This is a genomic window from Mycolicibacterium iranicum, from assembly GCF_002101705.1.
In the GTDB taxonomy this organism is placed as follows: Bacteria; Actinomycetota; Actinomycetes; order Mycobacteriales; family Mycobacteriaceae; genus Mycobacterium; species Mycobacterium iranicum.
This window is the reverse complement of record NZ_LQPC01000014.1, coordinates 21,655-39,163: the sequence shown is the minus strand read 5'-3', so window position 1 is coordinate 39,163 and position 17,509 is coordinate 21,655. Positions and strand designations below refer to the sequence as shown.

The 17,509-nt window shown below is 66.6% G+C and carries 20 protein-coding genes and 1 pseudogene; 13 read left to right on the top strand and 8 right to left on the bottom strand.

From position 1 onward, the window contains the following. Positions 1 to 296: 296 nt before the first annotated feature. From AWC12_RS02560 to AWC12_RS02530, 7 genes are all read left to right on the top strand, one after another. Positions 297 to 1,547 carry an acyltransferase family protein gene (locus AWC12_RS02560; protein WP_085172177.1) on the top strand — a complete coding sequence of 417 codons (1,251 nt, stop codon included), beginning with the start codon at positions 297 to 299 and terminating at the stop codon, positions 1,545 to 1,547. A gap of 60 nt (positions 1,548 to 1,607) precedes the next feature. Further along, positions 1,608 to 2,504: a sulfurtransferase gene (locus AWC12_RS02555; protein ID WP_024448656.1), complete on the top strand. Its 897-nt coding sequence runs from the start codon at positions 1,608 to 1,610 to the stop codon at positions 2,502 to 2,504. Further along, positions 2,501 to 2,911 (top strand): SufE family protein, encoded by a 411-nt coding sequence (locus AWC12_RS02550; protein ID WP_085172176.1) that lies wholly within the window; start codon positions 2,501 to 2,503, stop codon positions 2,909 to 2,911. The genes AWC12_RS02555 and AWC12_RS02550 overlap by 4 nt, the downstream gene beginning before the upstream one ends. Positions 2,912 to 2,985: 74 nt before the next feature. Beyond that, a complete protein-coding gene (locus AWC12_RS02545; protein ID WP_024448496.1) occupies positions 2,986 to 3,291 on the top strand; it encodes a hypothetical protein in 306 nt (101 codons plus the stop codon). Positions 3,292 to 3,393: 102 nt separating this feature from the next. Beyond that, a complete protein-coding gene (locus AWC12_RS02540) occupies positions 3,394 to 4,491 on the top strand; it encodes a GGDEF domain-containing protein (protein ID WP_085172175.1) in 1,098 nt (365 codons plus the stop codon). A gap of 115 nt (positions 4,492 to 4,606) precedes the next feature. After that, complete coding sequence (locus AWC12_RS02535; RefSeq protein ID WP_024448494.1) at positions 4,607 to 6,409, top strand: acetyl/propionyl/methylcrotonyl-CoA carboxylase subunit alpha; 1,803 nt, start codon at positions 4,607 to 4,609, stop codon at positions 6,407 to 6,409. Positions 6,410 to 6,815: 406 nt separating this feature from the next. Further along, a complete protein-coding gene (locus AWC12_RS02530) occupies positions 6,816 to 7,133 on the top strand; it encodes a GNAT family N-acetyltransferase (RefSeq protein WP_085172218.1) in 318 nt (105 codons plus the stop codon). Here the strand turns inward: AWC12_RS02530 and AWC12_RS02525 are convergent. Further along, a complete protein-coding gene (locus AWC12_RS02525) occupies positions 7,130 to 7,609 on the bottom strand; it encodes a nucleotidyltransferase family protein (protein ID WP_110808549.1) in 480 nt (159 codons plus the stop codon). The genes AWC12_RS02530 and AWC12_RS02525 overlap by 4 nt on opposite strands. Before the next feature lie 310 nt (positions 7,610 to 7,919). On the opposite strand from AWC12_RS02525, the gene AWC12_RS02520 reads away from it, so the two are divergent. Beyond that, complete coding sequence (locus AWC12_RS02520; protein WP_085172105.1) at positions 7,920 to 8,348, top strand: STAS domain-containing protein; 429 nt, start codon at positions 7,920 to 7,922, stop codon at positions 8,346 to 8,348. Here AWC12_RS02520 and AWC12_RS02515 read toward each other — a convergent pair. Both AWC12_RS02515 and AWC12_RS02510 read right to left on the bottom strand, forming a co-directional pair. Then, the gene (locus AWC12_RS02515) at positions 8,328 to 9,119 is read right to left on the bottom strand and encodes an RNA polymerase sigma factor SigF (RefSeq protein ID WP_024448490.1); all 792 of its coding nucleotides are present in this window, start codon (positions 9,117 to 9,119) and stop codon (positions 8,328 to 8,330) included. The genes AWC12_RS02520 and AWC12_RS02515 overlap by 21 nt on opposite strands. Further along, positions 9,116 to 9,550: an ATP-binding protein gene (locus tag AWC12_RS02510; protein WP_024448489.1), complete on the bottom strand. Its 435-nt coding sequence runs from the start codon at positions 9,548 to 9,550 to the stop codon at positions 9,116 to 9,118. The genes AWC12_RS02515 and AWC12_RS02510 overlap by 4 nt, the downstream gene beginning before the upstream one ends. 121 nt (positions 9,551 to 9,671) lie before the next feature. Here AWC12_RS02510 and AWC12_RS31835 point away from each other — a divergent pair, with 121 nt between their 5' ends. Next, a complete protein-coding gene (locus AWC12_RS31835; protein ID WP_272937870.1) occupies positions 9,672 to 9,800 on the top strand; it encodes a hypothetical protein in 129 nt (42 codons plus the stop codon). A 260-nt stretch (positions 9,801 to 10,060) separates the two neighbouring features. Continuing rightward, entirely contained in the window at positions 10,061 to 10,297 is a 237-nt protein-coding gene (gene mbp1 / locus AWC12_RS02505; protein ID WP_024448488.1) for a microaggregate-binding protein 1, read from the top strand. An 87-nt stretch (positions 10,298 to 10,384) separates the two neighbouring features. Here mbp1 and AWC12_RS02500 read toward each other — a convergent pair. The 3 genes and pseudogenes from AWC12_RS02500 to AWC12_RS02490 form a co-directional block, all read right to left on the bottom strand. After that, positions 10,385 to 11,271, bottom strand: a pseudogene (locus tag AWC12_RS02500) (hypothetical protein). A gap of 115 nt (positions 11,272 to 11,386) precedes the next feature. After that, on the bottom strand, positions 11,387 to 11,695 hold the full coding sequence (usfY, locus tag AWC12_RS02495) for a protein UsfY (RefSeq protein ID WP_085172103.1): 309 nt from the start codon (positions 11,693 to 11,695) through the stop codon (positions 11,387 to 11,389). A gap of 33 nt (positions 11,696 to 11,728) precedes the next feature. Continuing rightward, complete coding sequence (locus AWC12_RS02490) at positions 11,729 to 12,106, bottom strand: hypothetical protein (RefSeq protein ID WP_085172216.1); 378 nt, start codon at positions 12,104 to 12,106, stop codon at positions 11,729 to 11,731. 98 nt (positions 12,107 to 12,204) lie between these two features. Here AWC12_RS02490 and AWC12_RS02485 point away from each other — a divergent pair, with 98 nt between their 5' ends. Then, positions 12,205 to 12,768, top strand: a complete 564-nt coding sequence (locus AWC12_RS02485; RefSeq protein ID WP_085172102.1) for a restriction endonuclease — start codon at positions 12,205 to 12,207, stop codon at positions 12,766 to 12,768. Here AWC12_RS02485 and lat read toward each other — a convergent pair. Together lat and AWC12_RS02475 are read right to left on the bottom strand one after the other, a co-directional pair. Then, positions 12,746 to 14,095 (bottom strand): L-lysine 6-transaminase, encoded by a 1,350-nt coding sequence (gene lat / locus AWC12_RS02480; protein WP_085172214.1) that lies wholly within the window; start codon positions 14,093 to 14,095, stop codon positions 12,746 to 12,748. The two genes, AWC12_RS02485 and lat, sit on opposite strands and share 23 nt — an antisense overlap. A gap of 49 nt (positions 14,096 to 14,144) precedes the next feature. Beyond that, positions 14,145 to 14,624, bottom strand: a complete 480-nt coding sequence (locus tag AWC12_RS02475; RefSeq protein WP_024448655.1) for an Lrp/AsnC family transcriptional regulator — start codon at positions 14,622 to 14,624, stop codon at positions 14,145 to 14,147. Between the two features lie 21 nt (positions 14,625 to 14,645). On the opposite strand from AWC12_RS02475, the gene hglS reads away from it, so the two are divergent. After that, positions 14,646 to 15,878: a 2-oxoadipate dioxygenase/decarboxylase gene (hglS, locus tag AWC12_RS02470; protein WP_085172212.1), complete on the top strand. Its 1,233-nt coding sequence runs from the start codon at positions 14,646 to 14,648 to the stop codon at positions 15,876 to 15,878. Beyond that, positions 15,875 to 17,416, top strand: coding sequence for an L-piperidine-6-carboxylate dehydrogenase (gene amaB, locus AWC12_RS02465; protein ID WP_085172100.1), 1,542 nt, complete (start codon positions 15,875 to 15,877; stop codon positions 17,414 to 17,416). The genes hglS and amaB overlap by 4 nt, the downstream gene beginning before the upstream one ends. Positions 17,417 to 17,509 lie beyond the last annotated feature (93 nt).

Sequence of the window (17,509 nt, the reverse complement as noted above, 5' to 3'; positions counted from 1 at the left end):
CCGACGGAGCTCAAAGTTCGAAAGAAGGTCCGCGGGCTACATCAGGCGCAGCAGCTTTGCTGCCGTTCCGCTGTTGCGTACAAATGACTGTAAATCGCCTTCGCCTCAAGCGCTTCGCGCCTCAGCAACCTGACAGAAACCGCCCAGCCACCGCCCAGCGCGATGTCAGAAACCGCGATCCAGAAAGCGCAATACTGCGCGAGTGATCTGACACACGTTACAGTTGTATTTGTCGAACATCGCGGGTAATAGCGAAGTACTGACGATCACGACTATTGTCCGCCGGGGGGCACAGCATGGTGACGAGGCTCGATCAATGGCGCGAATCCTCAGCGCGTCGACGTAGGCGTGCAAAACGAGCAAACTATCGGCTGGATATCCAGGGATTGCGCATGGTCGCCGTTCTGGCGGTCCTTGCCTATGCCTTGGCCGGGTGGCCGCGCGGCGGCTTCGTCGGCGTCGACATCTTTTTCGTGGTTGCCGGCTACCTCGTCACTGAGAGTTTGCTGCGAACAACGGCGGAGTCCGGAACCGTAAGGGTAGGCAGGTTCTATCTCGAACGCGTGCAGCGCATCGTTCCCGCCGCGACTTTCGTCCTCATCCTGACCTTTGCCGCGTCGGCCGTTGTACTGGCCTCAGACGTCCACAGCGTCGGCATCGACGCCGTGTTCGCATTCTTCTTCGTCGCCAACTGGCATTTCGCTGCCGGCGGCGAACAGCTCCACTCAGCGACCGATTCGGCATCGCCGCTGCTGCATTACTGGCCGCTGTCCGTCGAAGAACAGTTCTTCGTCCTCTGGCCGCTGCTGATCCTCGGGATCACCGTGTTCGCCGCTCGGCGCGCGTGGGGCGATGCGACGTGGCGAAAGCTCACTGCCGCCGTCATCGGCGTCCTTGCGGCCCTGTCCCTGGCGTGGTCGATCTACGAAACCACCGCCGCACCAGGCTGGGCCTTCTTCAGCACGGTGTCGCGCATGTGGGAGCTGGGCGTCGGCGCACTCCTGGCCACCGCGACCGGCGTTTTCGCGCGCTTACCTAGCCCCGTCCGCCCGATCATGTCCTGGGCAGGCCTGACGCTCATCGGCATTTCATTCGTGGTGATCGACGGGTCCGCCGGCTTCCCCGCACCGTGGGCCCTGCTGCCCGTCGCCGGCGCCGCACTCGTCATCGCCGCCGGCATCGGCGACGAACCCCACCTCCAGGGCTTCCTGCGCAACCGCGTCAGCACCTATATCGGCGACATCTCGTATTCGCTCTACCTGGTGCACTGGCCGGTGTACGTGCTTCTCGCCGCCGCGATGGAACGCAACGTCTACTACTACGCCAGCGCGCTGACCCTCACCTTCGGGCTGGCTCTGCTGACCTACCACTTCGTCGAGACTCCGCTCCGCTACGCCAGCCCGGAGGCCGTGCGCCAGGCACGAAGCGATATGAGACACGGCCTGTTCCACGTCGACGTGTCGACCAAAGTCGGAGGCGTCGGCGGACTGATCCTGATCACCGTCAGCATCATCAGTTTCGCGATGAGCCCCGGCGCCATCACCTAGCGCCCAAATGGGCACGATTGCGCCCAAAACTCCGGATCAGGCCCCGGTAGGCTCGAACACGTGCCGCTACCTGCTGATCCCAGCCCTGCCCTGCAGTCCTACGCCCACCCTGAGCGTCTCGTCACTGCCGACTGGCTGTCCGGCAACCTCGGCAGGCCGGGACTGGCCATCGTCGAGTCCGACGAGGACGTCCTTCTCTACGACACCGGCCACATTCCCGGCGCCGTCAAGATCGACTGGCACACCGACCTCAACGACGCCCACGTGCGCGACTACATCACCGGTGAGCAGTTCGCCGACCTGATGAACCGCAAGGGCATCTCGCGCGACGACACCGTCGTGATCTACGGCGACAAGAGCAACTGGTGGGCCGCCTACGCGCTGTGGGTCTTCACGCTGTTCGGACACCCGGACGTCCGACTGCTCGACGGGGGTCGCACCCTGTGGATCTCCGACGGCCGCGACACCACGCTCGACGTCCCCAACAAGCAGACCACTGGCTACCCCGTCGTCGAGCGCGACGACGCCCCGATCCGTGCCTTCAAAGAGGATGTCCTCGACGTCCTCGGGTCGCAGCCGCTGATCGACGTGCGGTCCCCGCAGGAGTACACCGGCGAGCGCACCCACATGCCCGACTACCCCGAAGAGGGCGCGCTGCGCGGCGGCCACATCCCCACGGCCGTGTCGATCCCGTGGGGCAAGGCCGCCAACGACAGCGGACGCTTCCGCAGCCGCGCCGAACTCGACGAGCTCTACGGCTTCCTCTCCCCCGACGACAAGACGGTGGTGTACTGCCGGATCGGCGAGCGTTCCAGCCACACCTGGTTCGTGCTCACCCATCTGCTCGGCCTGCCCAATGTCCGCAATTACGACGGCTCCTGGACCGAGTGGGGCAACGCGGTGCGCGTTCCGGTGGCGGTCGGAGAACAGCCCGGCGAGGCGCCGGGTAAGTCATGAGCATGCCGGCCGCGCTGGCCGAAGTGGTGTCGGACTTCAAAGATGTTGAGGGACAAGACAAATTGGCCCTGCTTCTCGAATTCGCCGACGAGCTTCCGCCGCTGCCCGCCGACCTCGAAGAAGCGGCGATGGAGCCGGTGCCCGAGTGCCAGTCGCCGTTGTTCCTGCATGTCGACGCCGACGACCGCGACCACGTGCGGCTGTTCTTCAGCGCTCCCGCCGAAGCACCGACCACCCGAGGCTTCGCGGCGATTCTTGCCACCGGCCTCGACGGGTTGCCGGCCGACGACATCCTGGCCGTGCCCGACGACTTCTACACCGAACTCGGACTGGCCAAGCTGATCAGCCCGCTTCGCCTGCGGGGCATGTCGGCGATGCTCGCCCGCATCAAGAAGCGCCTCAAATAGATACCTCCCTCCGTAACACCGGCACGCCGCGGCCGATATCCAGTCGACGACACACATACGCCCGGAGGAGATACATGCCGAAAATCAGCAGGCGCACGATTGCCGTGAGCGCCGTCCTTGCGGCACCCGCCGCCCTCCTGGCGATGTCGAGCGGGATCGCATCCGCCGAAGAGATCAGCCCCGGCCACACCGTCACCAGCGGTCAGGGCACCGTGTCCCGGGACGCCACCTTCGGCGAGGTCCGCGGAGCCGACGATTCCCTGCACGCCCAGGGTGAAATCCGCGATTCGATGATCGCGGTGCCCGGCAGGGTTCCCGGCACCCGGGCACGCGGGTTCCTGCCCAGCTGGGCCGGCGGCCCCGGCATCGGCGGTTGGTGACCTGCGCCTCGCGGGTCCACCTGAATCTCAAGGTCTTTCCAGCAAGTCGCCGTACGCTCTGACCGATCGACTCTGATCAAGGCGGGGGCGGCGGGGTAGCAGTTGAATGCGGTATTGCGGTGGTGGCGACTCCCCGACCATTACGACTGGCTGTCGAGCTACCTGCACGCGCGCAATTTCACCCGCCCGGTACAGATCGGCATGGCGACGGTCTCGGGCGCCGCGCTGCTGTTTCCCGCCAACGCGGTGCTGTCGCCTGACACGCCCCACCGCGCCGCGTTCATCGCGCTCAGCATCGCCATCGCCGCGATCCACCTCGGGTGGGCCGCACTCTGGTTGACGCGATGGCCCAGCCGCCGCCAATCCGTCGCCTACGGCATGACCTTCTCCGTCAGCATCGCCTTCACGACGTGGCTGTCGGGCGATCCCTCAGTCGGCGTCGTGGGGTGCACGGCCCTCGCCCTTTCCGGCGCCTATCTCGCGTTCTTCCACACCAGCCGGCTGGTGACGGCCAACGTCCTGCTCGCGCTCGGCGTCGCTGCTCTGCACGCAATGTCGCTACCCGCGCAGAACACGGTGCTCACCTTTTCGATGATCTTCCTCGTCATCGAACTCAACGCCGGCGTTCCGCTGGCCGTCCAACTCGTTGTTCATGCGCTCGGGTTCGACCTGGTCCAGTCCGACCGTGACCCCTTGACCGGCTTGCTCAACCGCCGCTCCTTCGAACGCGAGGTGATCAAGGCCCTCCTCGACGGGCAGCGCCGCGGCAGCCACCTGCTGTTCACGATGATCGACCTCGATCGCTTCAAAGCCCTCAACGATCTGCATGGCCATCACACCGGCGACGCCGCTCTGGTGTCGACGAGCGCGGCACTCAAGCAACACCTGCCGGAGACCACGATCCTCGGCCGGGTCGGCGGCGAAGAGTTTCTCGCCGCCGACATTGTGACCGCCACCGACATCACCGAGCTCGGCGAGAGGGCGCGCTATGCGGTCACCACGACCTCGTATCAGCTCACCGCCAGCATCGGAACGGCGTGCGTCGACGTGTCGGCCTTCGAGAGCACCGACATCGGGAACTCGCTGCGCTGGTTGACCGCGCAGGCCGACGTCGCGATGTACCGCGCCAAGCGAGCGGGCGGAAATCGTGTGTGTCACCTCGCGCTGGAACCCGGGGCGCGCGAACCTACCGAGGAGTAACCGATACCGGCTTGGCGTGGCCACAGGGCCCCCGCTTAAACTGCCCGATAGATTCTTAAAGACGTTTCTTAGAGAAGGCCGTTTACGGCCGAAAACCTTGCCATCAGGAGGCGCAGTGGCCAGTCATGCCAGCTCAAAGATCTCCAAGGTGCTCGTCGCCAACCGCGGAGAGATTGCCGTCCGAGTGATCCGTGCCGCCAAGGACGCTGGACTGCAGAGCGTGGCGGTCTACGCCGAACCCGACGCCGACGCACCCCACGTACGACTGGCCGACGAGGCATTCGCCCTCGGCGGGCAGACCTCGGCCGAGTCCTACCTGGTGTTCGAGAAGCTGCTCGACGCCGCGGCGAAGTCTGGCGCCAACGCCGTCCACCCGGGCTACGGCTTCCTCTCCGAGAACGCCGACTTCGCCCAGGCCGTCCTCGACGCCGGCCTGATCTGGATCGGCCCCAGCCCGCAGTCCATCCGCGACCTCGGCGACAAGGTCACCGCGCGCCACATCGCCGCCCGCGCGCAGGCCCCGCTCGTTCCGGGCACCCCCGATCCGGTCAAGGACGCCGACGAAATCCTGGCCTTCGCCAAGGAGCACGGCCTGCCGATCGCGATCAAGGCCGCGTTCGGCGGCGGCGGCCGCGGCATGAAGGTCGCCCGCACCCTCGAAGAGATCCCCGAGCTGTTCGATTCGGCCACCCGCGAGGCCGTCGCGGCGTTCGGCCGCGGCGAGTGCTTCGTCGAGCGCTACCTCGACAAGCCGCGCCACGTCGAGGCTCAGGTCATCGCCGACACCCACGGCAACGTCGTGGTCGCGGGCACCCGCGACTGCTCGCTACAGCGCCGGTTCCAGAAGCTCGTCGAGGAGGCGCCCGCGCCGTTCCTGACCGACGCGCAGCGCAAGGAAATCCACGAGTCGGCCAAGCGCATCTGCAAGGAGGCCGGCTACTACGGCGCAGGCACCGTCGAATACCTCGTCGGCCAGGACGGCCTGATCTCGTTCCTCGAGGTCAACACCCGCCTGCAGGTCGAACACCCCGTCACCGAGGAGACCTCGGGCATCGACCTGGTGCAGCAGCAGTTCAAGATCGCCAACGGCGAAGCCCTCGACATCACCGAGGATCCGACGCCGCGCGGCCACTCGTTCGAGTTCCGCATCAACGGCGAGGACGCCGGCCGCGGTTTCCTGCCCGCGCCCGGGCCCGTCACCCGCTACGACATCCCCACCGGCCCCGGCGTCCGCCTGGATTCCGGTGTCGAGGCCGGATCGGTCATCGGCGGCCAGTTCGACTCGATGCTGTCCAAGCTGATCGTCACCGGCGCCACCCGCGAAGAGGCCCTCGCCCGCTCGCGCCGCGCGCTGGCCGAATTCCATGTCGAGGGCCTGGCCACCGTCATCCCGTTCCACCGCGCCGTCGTCTCGGACCCGGCGTTCATCGGTGACGGCGAGAAGTTCGACGTCCACACCCGCTGGATCGAGACCGAGTGGAACAACACCGTCGAGCCGTTCACCGGCGGCGACCCGATCGACGAGGAAGACACCATCCCGCGCCAGACCGTCGTGGTCGAGGTCGGTGGCCGTCGCCTGGAGGTGTCACTGCCCGGCGATCTCGCCCTCGGCGGTGGCGGCGCTCAGCCCCACGGCGCGATCCGCAAGAAGCCCAAGCCGCGCAAGCGTGGTGGCGGGGGCGGTGCGGCCGCGTCCGGTGACGCCGTGACGGCTCCGATGCAGGGCACCGTGGTCAAGGTCGCCGTCGAAGAGGGCCAGACGGTTTCTGCCGGCGATCTGGTGGTCGTCCTGGAGGCCATGAAGATGGAGAACCCGGTCACCGCCCACAAGGACGGCGTGGTCACCGGCCTGGCCGTCGAGCCGGGCGCAGCCATCACCCAGGGCACTGTCGTCTGCGAGCTCAAGAGCTCCGAATAATTCTCACCGACGAGTGCGGGGTGTCACCTCACGGTGGCACCCCGTGTTCGTTGATTGCCGGACCTGCATTTCACCGCCTTTTCACGTACACGTAGCAGGTGAGTTTCAGCCGTCGGCTTAGCTGGCTCTAGGCCGCAACGTTGCCCTCAGGCTCCAGATCGCCTTGCGGAGTTGCCGTTTCGTCGGCGAAGTTCGCGTCAATTTTGCAAACGGACTGTGTAGCGCGTCCCCATCCGATAGCGTTTGCCCTCGCAAGATCATCGGTTTGCCGAGGGGCGGAAGCGGCCCGCCGGGGCGTGACGGCTCCGACGAGGGGGACCGAGGGGTGAACGGCCCCGTTTTCCGCGGTGAAGACCGCGGAGGGCGGGGCCGATCCCGTATCGCGGCCGCGTGGCAAGCTGAGCGGGTGCAGCCCGTCGAGATCAATGCCGGTGCCTGGTATCTGCGCGCGCTGCGCGCCGACGACCGGGTCGACGACCGCCCCGCCTTGGCCGACCTGGGCGAAGATCGGCCCGACTACGTGGAAAGTGCTGCAGCGCAGTGGGATTCGGACTCGCAATATACGTGGGCGGTCTGCGAGCCGACAACCGGGGAACTGCTGGGCGAAGTGACACTCGAGCCGTCGGCCCGCACGATTGGCACCCGCAGCCGCCCGGGCCACGAACGAGCGACCCAGACGGGCGCAGAAGCTGTCCAGCGCTTCGCCGACGCCATGCTCGACTAACGCTGGTCGATGTCGCGCCCGGTGCTCAGGTCGCCGCATTCGACGGAGACGACGTCGGGACGTCCTCTCAGGAACGGTCCGGCGCCGTCGTCCCCGGTCAGTGCGGCGAGCAGCGCCGGCCAGTGCCTGCGCGCCAGCACCACCGGATGCCCCGGTCGCCCGTGGTAGCGCGCCCGAGCGAGCCCCGACTCCCCCGCAGCCGCAAGTACCCGCCGCACCGCCGCAGCCCCCACGTCCGGGGTGTCCACGGTCGTCAGTGCGACGAATTCGGCGGACTCATGCGCAGCGAGCACGCCGGCACGCACCGACGCGCTGAGACCGTCGGCCCAGTCCTCGGCGACGACGGCTCGAGCCGGCGCCGGCACGTCGACGACGGCCGCGCCCAGCACGACGAGCACCTCCCGGCACCCGCCACCGCGCAGCGCCGCGATGCTCGCGCGCAGCCACTCACCGTCAGCGGCGAGCACCTTCGGCATCCCGAATCGTGTGCCCGCACCTGCGGCCAGCACTATTCCGGAAGCCCAAAAACTCTGTGCCACAGCGCTTTCCGAGCCCTCTTCCTCGCAGCCATGAAGCGGCCGACGACCATTTGTGACGACATTTCTTATTCATTGTCCATTAGCTCTTTCCAGGCGTATGGTCAAGTCAAGGTTGAACTCACAGCCGTCTGGAAACGTCATCGTCACGTGGGACAGAAGGTTCGGTTCTGCGCAGGCTTTGAGCACTAGGGCCCAACCTTGACGTGAAGTCACAGCACGATCTTGGAGCTCTTCGAACGGAGTCACCGTGCCTCACGTCCCAGGCCAACCACAGGCCCCGCCCGATCCTGACCGCGTCGTCTGCCGCACCGCGCTGTTCGATACGACCTGGCCCCGGCCGGCCACCGCCATCGTCGCCGGACACGGAGAACTCGACGCCGCCAACGGCATCACCTTCGTCGATTACGCGCTGCGACACTCCGCCACCACGCAGTGGCTTGTCGTCGACTTATCCGGTTTGACCTTCTTCTCGACTGCAGGCTTTTCGGCCCTGCACACGCTCAACGTGCAATGCGTCGGAAAAGACATCCGGTGGGCGTTGGTTCCGGGCCGAGCCGTCAAACGCGTGCTCCGCATCTGCGACCCTGACTCGGCTCTGCCGATCAGCCTCGACATCCCCACTGCGCTGGAGGATGTGCAGCGGGATCCGCCGCACTCATTCCAACTGATCCCGTAGGCGAGTCAGCGACTTCGCGAGCAGCCGCGAAACATGCATCTGTGAGATGCCGACCCGCTCGGCGATTTGCGTCTGGGTCATCGACTCGAAAAACCTCAGCACCAGCACGGTGCGCTCCCGCTCCGGCAGCGCCGCCAGCAGCGGACGCAATGCTTCCCGGTTCTCGATCTGATCCAGCGTGAGGTCGACGTCGCCGAGCGTGTCGGCGATCGCAGGCGCGTCCTCGTTACCGCTACCCCCACCACTGTCGATCGAAAGTGTGTTGTAGGAGCTGCCGGCAACCAGGCCCTCGATGACCTCGTCGCGGTCCATTTCCAACTCGGCGGCCAGTTCGCTCGCGGTCGGGGCACGGCCCAGACGTTGAGACAACTCGCCGGTCGCGGCGCCAAGCCGGAGGTGCAGTTCCTTGAGCCGACGGGGTACCTTCACCGACCAGCTGTTGTCGCGGAAGTGCCTGCGGACCTCGCCCATGATGGTGGGCACCGCGAACGACACGAAATCTGAGCCCGCCTCGACATTGAAACGGATCACCGCGTTGACGAGCCCGACGCGCGCAACCTGAACCAGGTCATCGCGGGGCTCGCCCCGGCCGTCGAAGCGGCGGGCGATGTGGTCGGCCAGAGGCAGGCAGCGCTCGACGATACGGTCGCGCTGCCGCTGGAACGGTGCCGACCCCTCCTCGAGTTTTGCCAACTCTCGGAACATGTCGGCAACGTCGGAGTATTCAGAGCTCGACCGAGATGACGAACCCTGCGACGAGGGCCGTGTCACTGCAACGAACTCGCTCGCCTTGTCGTCATCGAGATGCCGAATACCTCCCCGTCGCCGGCCGATTGTCCATCCGAGAATGTGGTGACTTCATCGGTCAGCGAGCTCAGAACATGCCAACTGAAGCTGCCTGGCGCCAGGATATCGGTGCTGTCACATGTCGTCGACGCGTGCACGACGAGCGCCTCGGGGCGCGGGTCGACCACAACCAGCAGCGTCGACTCCGGGACTGCCGATCGGATGAGCCGGGTGCACGCTTCGTCGACTGCCAGCCTCAGGTCGGCGACGGCGTCGAAATCGAGATCCTCGAACGTGCCGATCGCGGCCACCAGAGTGCGCAGCACCGCCAAATTCTCCAGCGTCGCCGCAACTCGGAGTTCAACCGAGTGCGGGCTGTAGCGCTGTCCATCGATGTGGCTCGCAACATCGGCCATGTGACCTCCCGAAAACTTCCCAGCGAGATTACCCCAGGCTCCATTGCCGTTATCCATGGGCGCTGCGGGCAATCACTAGTGCATTTGTTAGTGGCCAACCTGTGCCGGGTAGCCGGTCAGGATGGACCAGAACACCAAGCCGCTGCGCCGCATTCTGGTGATCGCTGCGGCGGTTCTTGCGATTCTCATCCTGATCGGTGTGGCCATCTACGCCGGAGCGTTCCTGATGCTCGCGCCGATGATGCAGTGAGACGACGCTCGGCGACATTGTGTTCATGGTGCGGAATCCATACCCCGGGACGTGTGCCCGCCAAACCCGGTTAGCTGCGTAAGGCATGGCAGCCCCGTACCCGTGCCCCTCCTGGTCAAACCGCTGTTGGCTGGGCGGCAGCGCAGCGGTATCGGAATGAGACCACCGTCACGCGTTTAGCCGCCTCGGTCCCGGGAAGCCTTGCGATGGCTCAGAAATGGGCGTCGAAGACCAAACCATTCCACGAGCAGGAGGCGAATATGACCGAGAAGAACAGTGGACCCGAAGAAGGCATCAAGGGCGTCGTCGAGGACGTGAAGGGCAAGGCCAAGGAGACCGTCGGCACCGTCACCGGACGCGACGACATGGTCCGTGAAGGTAAAGCCCAGCAGGACAAGGCAGATGCTCAGCGCGAGGTTGCCGAGAAGGAAGCCGAGGCCGAGTCGGCCAGGGCCGGCGCAAAGGCAGCGGAAAAGCGTCAAGAAGCCAACCAGTAGCAGCTCCCCCGATGGGCCCGACCAGGAAACTGGTTGGGCCCATTGGTCGTTGCGTGGTTAGTCGTTGTCTGGTTCGTTGTTGCGTGGTTAGTCGCCGAGATTGCGCTGGCGGCCGTTCCGACGCCGACTTCGCGGCCGTGGACGCAAAGTCGGCGTGTAACCGCGTCGCACGAATGCCTCACCCACTCGATGCTTGATGAACGCCGGCGAGTGCTCCTTGACGACTTTGACGGTGAGCCAGCCTCGACGCTCGACGAACTCCGAACGCCCGATGTCGTAGACGTGGGTGTCGCGGTCCTCACTGTGGTGTGCGCCCTCGTACTCCAGCCCAATCATCGGCTCGTCGTATCCCATATCGAGGTGCACCCGCTCTCCGACGGCGATCTGGGTCCGCACCGGGTCCAGCCATGTGTCGACCAAGATCAATCGCAGCCACGTCTCCCGCGGCGATTCCGAGCCGGCGTCCATCAGGCTCAGCGCTTCGACCGCACGTCGGATTCCGCGTGCTGCCGGGTGGCGCTCGCCCAGAAGCAACGCATCGACCGCTTTGACACCCGTCGCGTTTGCCAGAGCATCGAGGCGAGCGACGGCCTCGTTGCGCGGTAGGTGCCTCGCCAGATCAAAGGCCGTCCGCTCCGGGGTGGTCACTAGTCGGCGAGCATGACTTCGTCCCCATCGAGACGTTCGTTGCGCACCACGATGCCGGACGGCGGCCGACCAGACCGCCAGATCATTTCGATCGGCGTTTGCGCCTTGACCCATTTCGCACCGTGCAACGCCGAGGCTGCGGCACCGGCGATGACACCGCTTCGCCGTGACCACAACCAGGCAGCACCGATGCGGTCGCGCAATGTCGGTTCGGCTCTCGCGTCGACATAGACGTCAGGGAACATCCGGCGGTAGTTCCAGCGCAAAGCCGACCGCGTCAACAATCCAGAAGCCAATGCCTCGCTGCCGACGAGCACTCTTTGCATGCCGGGATACTCAGGGGCAGCACCGACACATTCGATGAATAGGCGCCCAGACTGCACTCAAGGCTGTGGATACACCGCGCTCCACAGCCCTCAGCGCCATCTCGGCGCGCCGGACTCAGCTGTTCGGCGGCTGTCGCACCGCGCCCGGATGTTCGGCGTACCAACGCTGTTCGAGCCGCCGCACACGCTGATGCTCGACGATCAGCCACCCTCCGCCGACAACGAAGCCGGCCAGCGCGGTGGCGCCGAGCATGAGGCCGACATCGTGATGGGAGGTGGCGAACGCCGACAGCGCGGCGACGAAACTGACCAGCGACAGGCCGATCACCACGAGCCCCGGCATGATCTTGTTGTCCTTCATCGACTCACCTGCGTGCGGTCGCGTCGTGCGCGCGTGGTCGACGGGATCTTTGGGACCCTTCATCGGTAACTCCTTAGAACTACCTGTCCCAGTGTGCTACCGCCCAGGCAGAGAAGGAAGACTCAAAACCGCGCAGACCACCGTCAATGCCAGCAGCGCCCAACCGGCACCCTGCCATGCCCACTGGGCAGGCCGTCCATGCTCGGCCCGGAAACTGCGCGCGAGCGACCACACCCCGCCGGTCAGGAGAATGGCCGGAGAACCGAGCGCCAGCATTGCCTTCTGGGGCACCCCGCAGCCGGCCGCCTGCGCCAGCGAACCCGTGCACGTCCCGATCCACATGTCGGCGACGAATAGGAACAGCAGACCGATCACCGCGAACCCCAGGCCGGTGCGGATGGCGTCGCGCACGTCGGCGTCGCTGAACGCGGCGCCGCGGCGTACGTCGCGGGTGTGGTGAGACAGGTCGGCCATCGTGCGGTCTCCGGTTTCGGGTGATCGGTTTGCGACGAATTCCCGGGCCACGGTCGTGATAAACCTGTGATGTCGGCATCCGCCTCTACGATGCGGCCGTGCGAACCCTCAGGTGGAAGCTGTACGCGGCGCTCGCGGCGGCTGCCGGCGTGACCGCTTATCTCACCGGCGCCAGCCTGCCCGTCAGTGCACTCTCGGCGTTGCTGATTCCCGCGGTTGTGCTTGTCGCCCCTCGATTCGTTCGCGCTGCGATCTCCGGGGCGGCCACGCCGAGCGCCCGTGAGCGCGACCCGCAGACGGACATGTCCGGCACCGAGTTCGAGGACTACGTGGCACGCATCGCCAGGAGCTGCGGCGTGCCGGTGATCATGACGTCGCTCACCGGAGACTGGGGCGTCGACCTCATCATCGGCCATCGCCCCCACCGGCTTGCGGTGCAGTGCAAACGGCGCTCACGCCCCGTCGGCGCGGGCGCCGTCCAGGAAGTGGTCGCCGGCGCCCCCATGCAGGACTGCACCCAGACCATGGTCGTCACCAATCACGAATTCACGCCCGCTGCAAGGAAACTGGCTGAGCTGCACGGCTGCGAACTGGTCGGCGGCGCGGAGCTGCCGCGGCTGCGGTCGACGATTCGGCGGCTCACCCAGCCGACATCGTCGTGAGCACCGCGCGGACGGCGTCGAGCGCGGCGTCGATCTCGTCGTGCGTCACCGTCAACGCCGGCCGGAACCGCACGCTGTCGGGGCCACAACCCAGCATGATCACGCCGCGCTCCCACAGCCCGGCCACCAGATCGTCGCGCAGCGTTCCCGACGGCATGCTGAACGCGCACATCAGTCCGCGTCCGCGGACGTCGCGAACCAGGCCGGGAAACTCCACGGCCAGCTCTTCGAGGCCCCCGAGAAGGTGACACCCGGCTTCGGCGGCCCGGTCGAAGAGGCCGTCGCTTTCGATGATCTCGAGGATGCGGCGGGAGCGGACCATGTCGACGAGGTTGCCGCCCCAGGTCGAGTTAATCCGTGAGCTGACCCTGAACACGTTGTGGGCGATCTCGTCGACGCGGCCGCCGGCCATGACGCCGCAGACCTGGGTTTTCTTACCGAATGCGACGACGTCGGGCTGGACCCCCAATTGCTGGTACGCCCAGGCGCTTCCGGTGATCCCGCAGCCGGTCTGCACCTCGTCGAAGATCAGCAGCGCGTCGAACTCGTCGCACAGCTTCCGCATGGCGGCGAAGAACGCCGGACGCAGGTGCCGGTCGCCACCCTCGCCCTGGATCGGCTCGGCGATGAAGCACGCGATGTCGTGGGGGCTGGCCTCAAACGCGGCGCGAGCCTGCCGCAGCGACTCGGCTTCCAGCGCTTCGATGCTCGCACCCGGCCGCGCATAGGGCGCGTCGATACGCGGCCAGTCGAATTTGGGGAAGCGCGCGACCTTGTTCGGGTCGGTGTTGGTCAGTGACATGGTGTAGCCGCTGCGGCCGTGGAACGCGCCGCGCAGATGAAGGACCTTGGTGCCCAATTCCGGGTCGAGCCCCTTCGACTCGTTGAGACGGCTCTTCCAGTCGAAGGCGACCTTGAGGGCGTTTTCGACCGCCAGCGCACCCCCGTCGACGAAGAACAGGTGCGGAAGCTTCGGATCGCCGAGCACCCGGGCGAAGGTGTCGACGAATCGGGCCATCGGCACGCTGTAGACGTCGGAGTTGCTGGGCTTGTTCAGCGCGGCGGCGGCGAGTTCGGCGCGGAACTCTTCGTCGTCGGCGAGCCCGGGGTGGTTCATGCCGAGAGCCGAAGAGGCGAAGAACGTGAACATGTCGAGATAGACGCGGCCTGATCGGGCGTCGACGAGGTATGAGCCGCGCGAGCGGTCGAGGTCGAGCACCAGGTCGAGGCCGTCGGCCAGGATGCTGCGCGCCAGCACCGAGCGGACATCGTTCGGAGTAACCGTGTCGGACGAGAGGTGGCGCCTTTCCGGCAGAACTGCGGTCATGACAGCCATCCTAACGGATTTTTTACTGTTCAGTGCCCCTCAGACGTAATTAGTCCGGTACATAGCGCCGATCGCTGTAAAATTTATGTAGGATGATCGTGCTTCGCGTCTTCACGTCGGCGGCGGTACGGATCTGTTGCAGCAGCCCTTCAAGTGCTCGCGCCGACTCGACGTGGACCAGCAGGACATAGCTGTCCTCACCGGCGACGGAGTAGCAGGCCTCGATTTCGGGGATGTGCTCCAGCCTCGCGGGTGCATCATCGGGTTGAGAGGGATCGAGAGGAGTGATGGCGACGAACGCCGACAGCATGCTGCCGACGGCCTCGGGGTCGATGCGGGCCGTATATCCGCTGACCACTCCCCGCGACTCCAACCGACGCACCCTCGACTGCACCGCGGACACCGACAAACCGGCCGTGGCCGCCAGATGCGCGAGCGTCGCGCGTCCGTCGGCGACGAGTTCGCGCGCCAGCACGCGGTCGATCTCGTCGAGCGGCGCGTGCGGCGGTGTTTCGACGGGATCGGTCATGGCCGCACTGTATCGGAGGGCCTGAGCGTGAACACTCAAACATCGCAGCTACGGGCGCATTTCGCGGCGGGGCTGTCCCGGATGTACGGCTCGGAGGTCCCGGCCTACGACACGTTGGTCGAGGTCAGCACTCGGGTCAATGCCGACTACGCGGCGACGCACGACGCTGCGCAACGCCTCGGGTCGCTGGCGCGCGTCACCGCCGAACGGCACGGCGCGATCCGCGTCGGCAGCGCCCAGGAGCTGGCCCAGGTCGCCGACCTCTTCTCGGCGTTCGGTATGTATCCCGTCGGCTACTACGACCTGAGGGAGGCGGCCTCCCCCGTCCCCGTGGTCTCCACCGCATTTCGTCCCATCGACCAGGATGAACTGGCCCGCAACCCGTTTCGGGTATTCACCTCCATGCTCGCCAGTGCTGACGAGCGATTCTTCAGCGCCGACCTTCGTGCCCGCGTCGAGCGATTTGTGGGCCAACGGCAGCTGTTCGACCCGTCACTGATCGCGCAGGCGCGCCGGATCGCGGCCGCCGGCGGATGCCCCGACGAGGAGGCCGGGGAGTTCGTCGACGCCGCGGTATCGGCTTTTGCCCTGTCACGCGAGCCCATCGACCGATCGTGGTACGAGGAGCTTTCTGCGGTGTCGGCCGTCGCCGCAGACATCGCCGGGGTCACGTCCACCCATATCAACCACCTGACACCGCGCGTCCTCGACATCGATGCGCTGCAACAGTCCATGGAGGCGCGCGGAATCACGATGATCGACCACATCCAGGGCCCGCCGCGCGTACACGGGCCCCAGGTGTTGTTGCGCCAGACATCGTTTCGCGCTCTTGCCGAACCACGGCGGTTCCGGTCGGCCTCTGGGACGGTCACCGACGGAACGCTGCGCGTCCGCTTCGGCGAAGTCGAGCAACGCGGTGTCGCGCTGACGCCGGCGGGCCGCGAGCGGTACGACCACGCGATGGCGGCGTCCGATCCGGCGTCGGTGTGGCATGAGCACTTCCCGGCCACCGACGCCGAGATGGCCGCGGCGGGTCTTGCGTACTACGTGGGCGGCGACCCGGCGAGACCCGTTGTGTATGAGGACTTCCTTCCGGCGTCGGCGGCAGGGATCTTCAGGTCGAACCTCGACAGTGACGCGGCCGCGGCGCAGGGTGGAGATGCCACCGACTACAGCCAGGAATGGATGGCCGGCCAGATCGGACACCACATTCACGACCCCTATGACCTCTACGAGAAAGTCGCATCCTCATGACCACCGTGCTGACCGCATCACTGCCCACCTCCGACGCGCTGCGCACCCGGGTCCGTGACGCGCTTGCGGCCGTCGGCGCCTCCGTCTCGCTGGGTGAGCCCGGCGACGGCATGCCCGCAAGCACACCGATCACCGGGGACGTGTTGTTCTCGGTCCCCGCGTCCTCGGTCGCTGCGACCGATGCCGTAATTTCCTCTGCAGCTGAGGCATTTTCGGTATGGCGGGTGACGCCGGCCCCGGTGCGCGGCGCATTGGTGGCCCGCCTCGGTCAGCTGCTCGTCGAGCACAAGGCCGATCTCGCGGCGCTGGTCACGGTCGAGGCGGGCAAGATCAACTCCGAGGCGCTCGGCGAAGTGCAGGAGATGATCGACATCTGCGAGTTCGCCGTCGGCCTGTCGCGACAGCTCTACGGACGCACGATCGCCTCGGAGCGGCCCGGGCACCGCCTGATGGAGACCTGGCACCCACTCGGGGTCGTCGGTGTGATCACGGCGTTCAATTTCCCGGTCGCGGTGTGGGCGTGGAACACCGCGGTCGCGCTGGTGTGCGGTGACACGGTGGTGTGGAAGCCGTCCGAGCTGACCCCGTTGACCGCGGTGGCGTGCCAGGCACTCATCGAGCGCGCCTGCGCCGATGTCGGTGCGCCGCTGGGTGTTTCGAAGCTGGTGCTCGGAGAGCGCGAGATCGGCGAGAAGCTGGTCGACGACCCGCGGGTGGCGCTGGTCTCGGCGACCGGATCGGTGCGGATGGGGCGTGAAGTCGGGCCTCGGGTGGCTGCGCGATTCGGGCGGTCGTTGCTGGAGCTCGGCGGTAACAACGCCGCAATCGTGACACCCGCGGCCGACCTCGACCTCGCGGTGCGCGGCATCGTGTTCTCCGCGGCGGGGACGGCCGGTCAGCGCTGCACGACGCTGCGGCGGCTGATCGTGCACTCCTCGGTGGCCGACGAGTTGGTGTCGCGGATCGAAGCGGCCTACCAGCAGCTGCCGGTCGGCGATCCGTTCGCCGACGGCACACTCGTGGGGCCCCTGATCCACGCGCGGTCCTACCGCGACATGGTGGGCGCGCTGCAGCGGGCCGAAGCCGAAGGAGGTTCGGTGTCGGGCGGTCAGCGCGTCGATGTCGGGGACGAAGGCGCGTTCTACGTGACGCCCGCCGTGGTGCGGATGCCGTCGCAGACCGCGGTGGTGCACCAGGAGACGTTCGCGCCGATCCTCTACGTGATGACCTATGAGACGCTGGACGAAGCTATCGCGTTGAACAACGCTGTACCGCAGGGCCTTTCGTCGTCGATCTTCACGCTGGACGTACGCGAGGCCGAGCGGTTCCTGGCTGCCGACGGGTCGGACTGCGGCATCGCCAACGTCAACATCGGCACATCGGGCGCCGAGATCGGCGGCGCCTTCGGGGGCGAGAAGGAGACCGGCGGCGGCCGTGAGTCGGGGTCGGACGCCTGGAAGGCCTACATGCGGCGGGCGACGAACACGGTGAACTACTCGTCGGACCTCCCGCTGGCCCAGGGTGTCCATTTCGGCTGATTTGCACCGCGAGCGCGCGCGTCTGTCCGGTCCCCTCGCACCGCGAGCGCGCGCGTCCGTCCGGCGACACGCCGCACCCCGCGTACATTTTGC

What these genes read in the sequence shown, in the direction of transcription:
- AWC12_RS31835 (WP_272937870.1), top strand. Translation starts at nt 9,672, where the DNA reads ATGGACCAGAACACCAAGCCGCTGCGCCGCATTCTGGTGATCGCTGCG.
- AWC12_RS02525 (WP_110808549.1), bottom strand. Translation starts at nt 7,609, where the DNA reads ATGCCGAAGGTGCTCGCCGCTGACGGTGAGTGGCTGCGCGCGAGCATC.
- AWC12_RS02510 (WP_024448489.1), bottom strand. Translation starts at nt 9,550, where the DNA reads ATGGCCGATGTTGCGAGCCACATCGATGGACAGCGCTACAGCCCGCAC.
- AWC12_RS02545 (WP_024448496.1), top strand. Translation starts at nt 2,986, where the DNA reads ATGCCGAAAATCAGCAGGCGCACGATTGCCGTGAGCGCCGTCCTTGCG.
- AWC12_RS02475 (WP_024448655.1), bottom strand. Translation starts at nt 14,624, where the DNA reads ATGACCGATCCCGTCGAAACACCGCCGCACGCGCCGCTCGACGAGATC.
- AWC12_RS02550 (WP_085172176.1), top strand. Translation starts at nt 2,501, where the DNA reads ATGAGCATGCCGGCCGCGCTGGCCGAAGTGGTGTCGGACTTCAAAGAT.
- AWC12_RS02490 (WP_085172216.1), bottom strand. Translation starts at nt 12,106, where the DNA reads ATGGCCGACCTGTCTCACCACACCCGCGACGTACGCCGCGGCGCCGCG.
- mbp1 (WP_024448488.1), top strand. Translation starts at nt 10,061, where the DNA reads ATGACCGAGAAGAACAGTGGACCCGAAGAAGGCATCAAGGGCGTCGTC.
- AWC12_RS02560 (WP_085172177.1), top strand. Translation starts at nt 297, where the DNA reads ATGGTGACGAGGCTCGATCAATGGCGCGAATCCTCAGCGCGTCGACGT.
- amaB (WP_085172100.1), top strand. Translation starts at nt 15,875, where the DNA reads ATGACCACCGTGCTGACCGCATCACTGCCCACCTCCGACGCGCTGCGC.
- lat (WP_085172214.1), bottom strand. Translation starts at nt 14,095, where the DNA reads ATGACCGCAGTTCTGCCGGAAAGGCGCCACCTCTCGTCCGACACGGTT.
- usfY (WP_085172103.1), bottom strand. Translation starts at nt 11,695, where the DNA reads ATGAAGGGTCCCAAAGATCCCGTCGACCACGCGCGCACGACGCGACCG.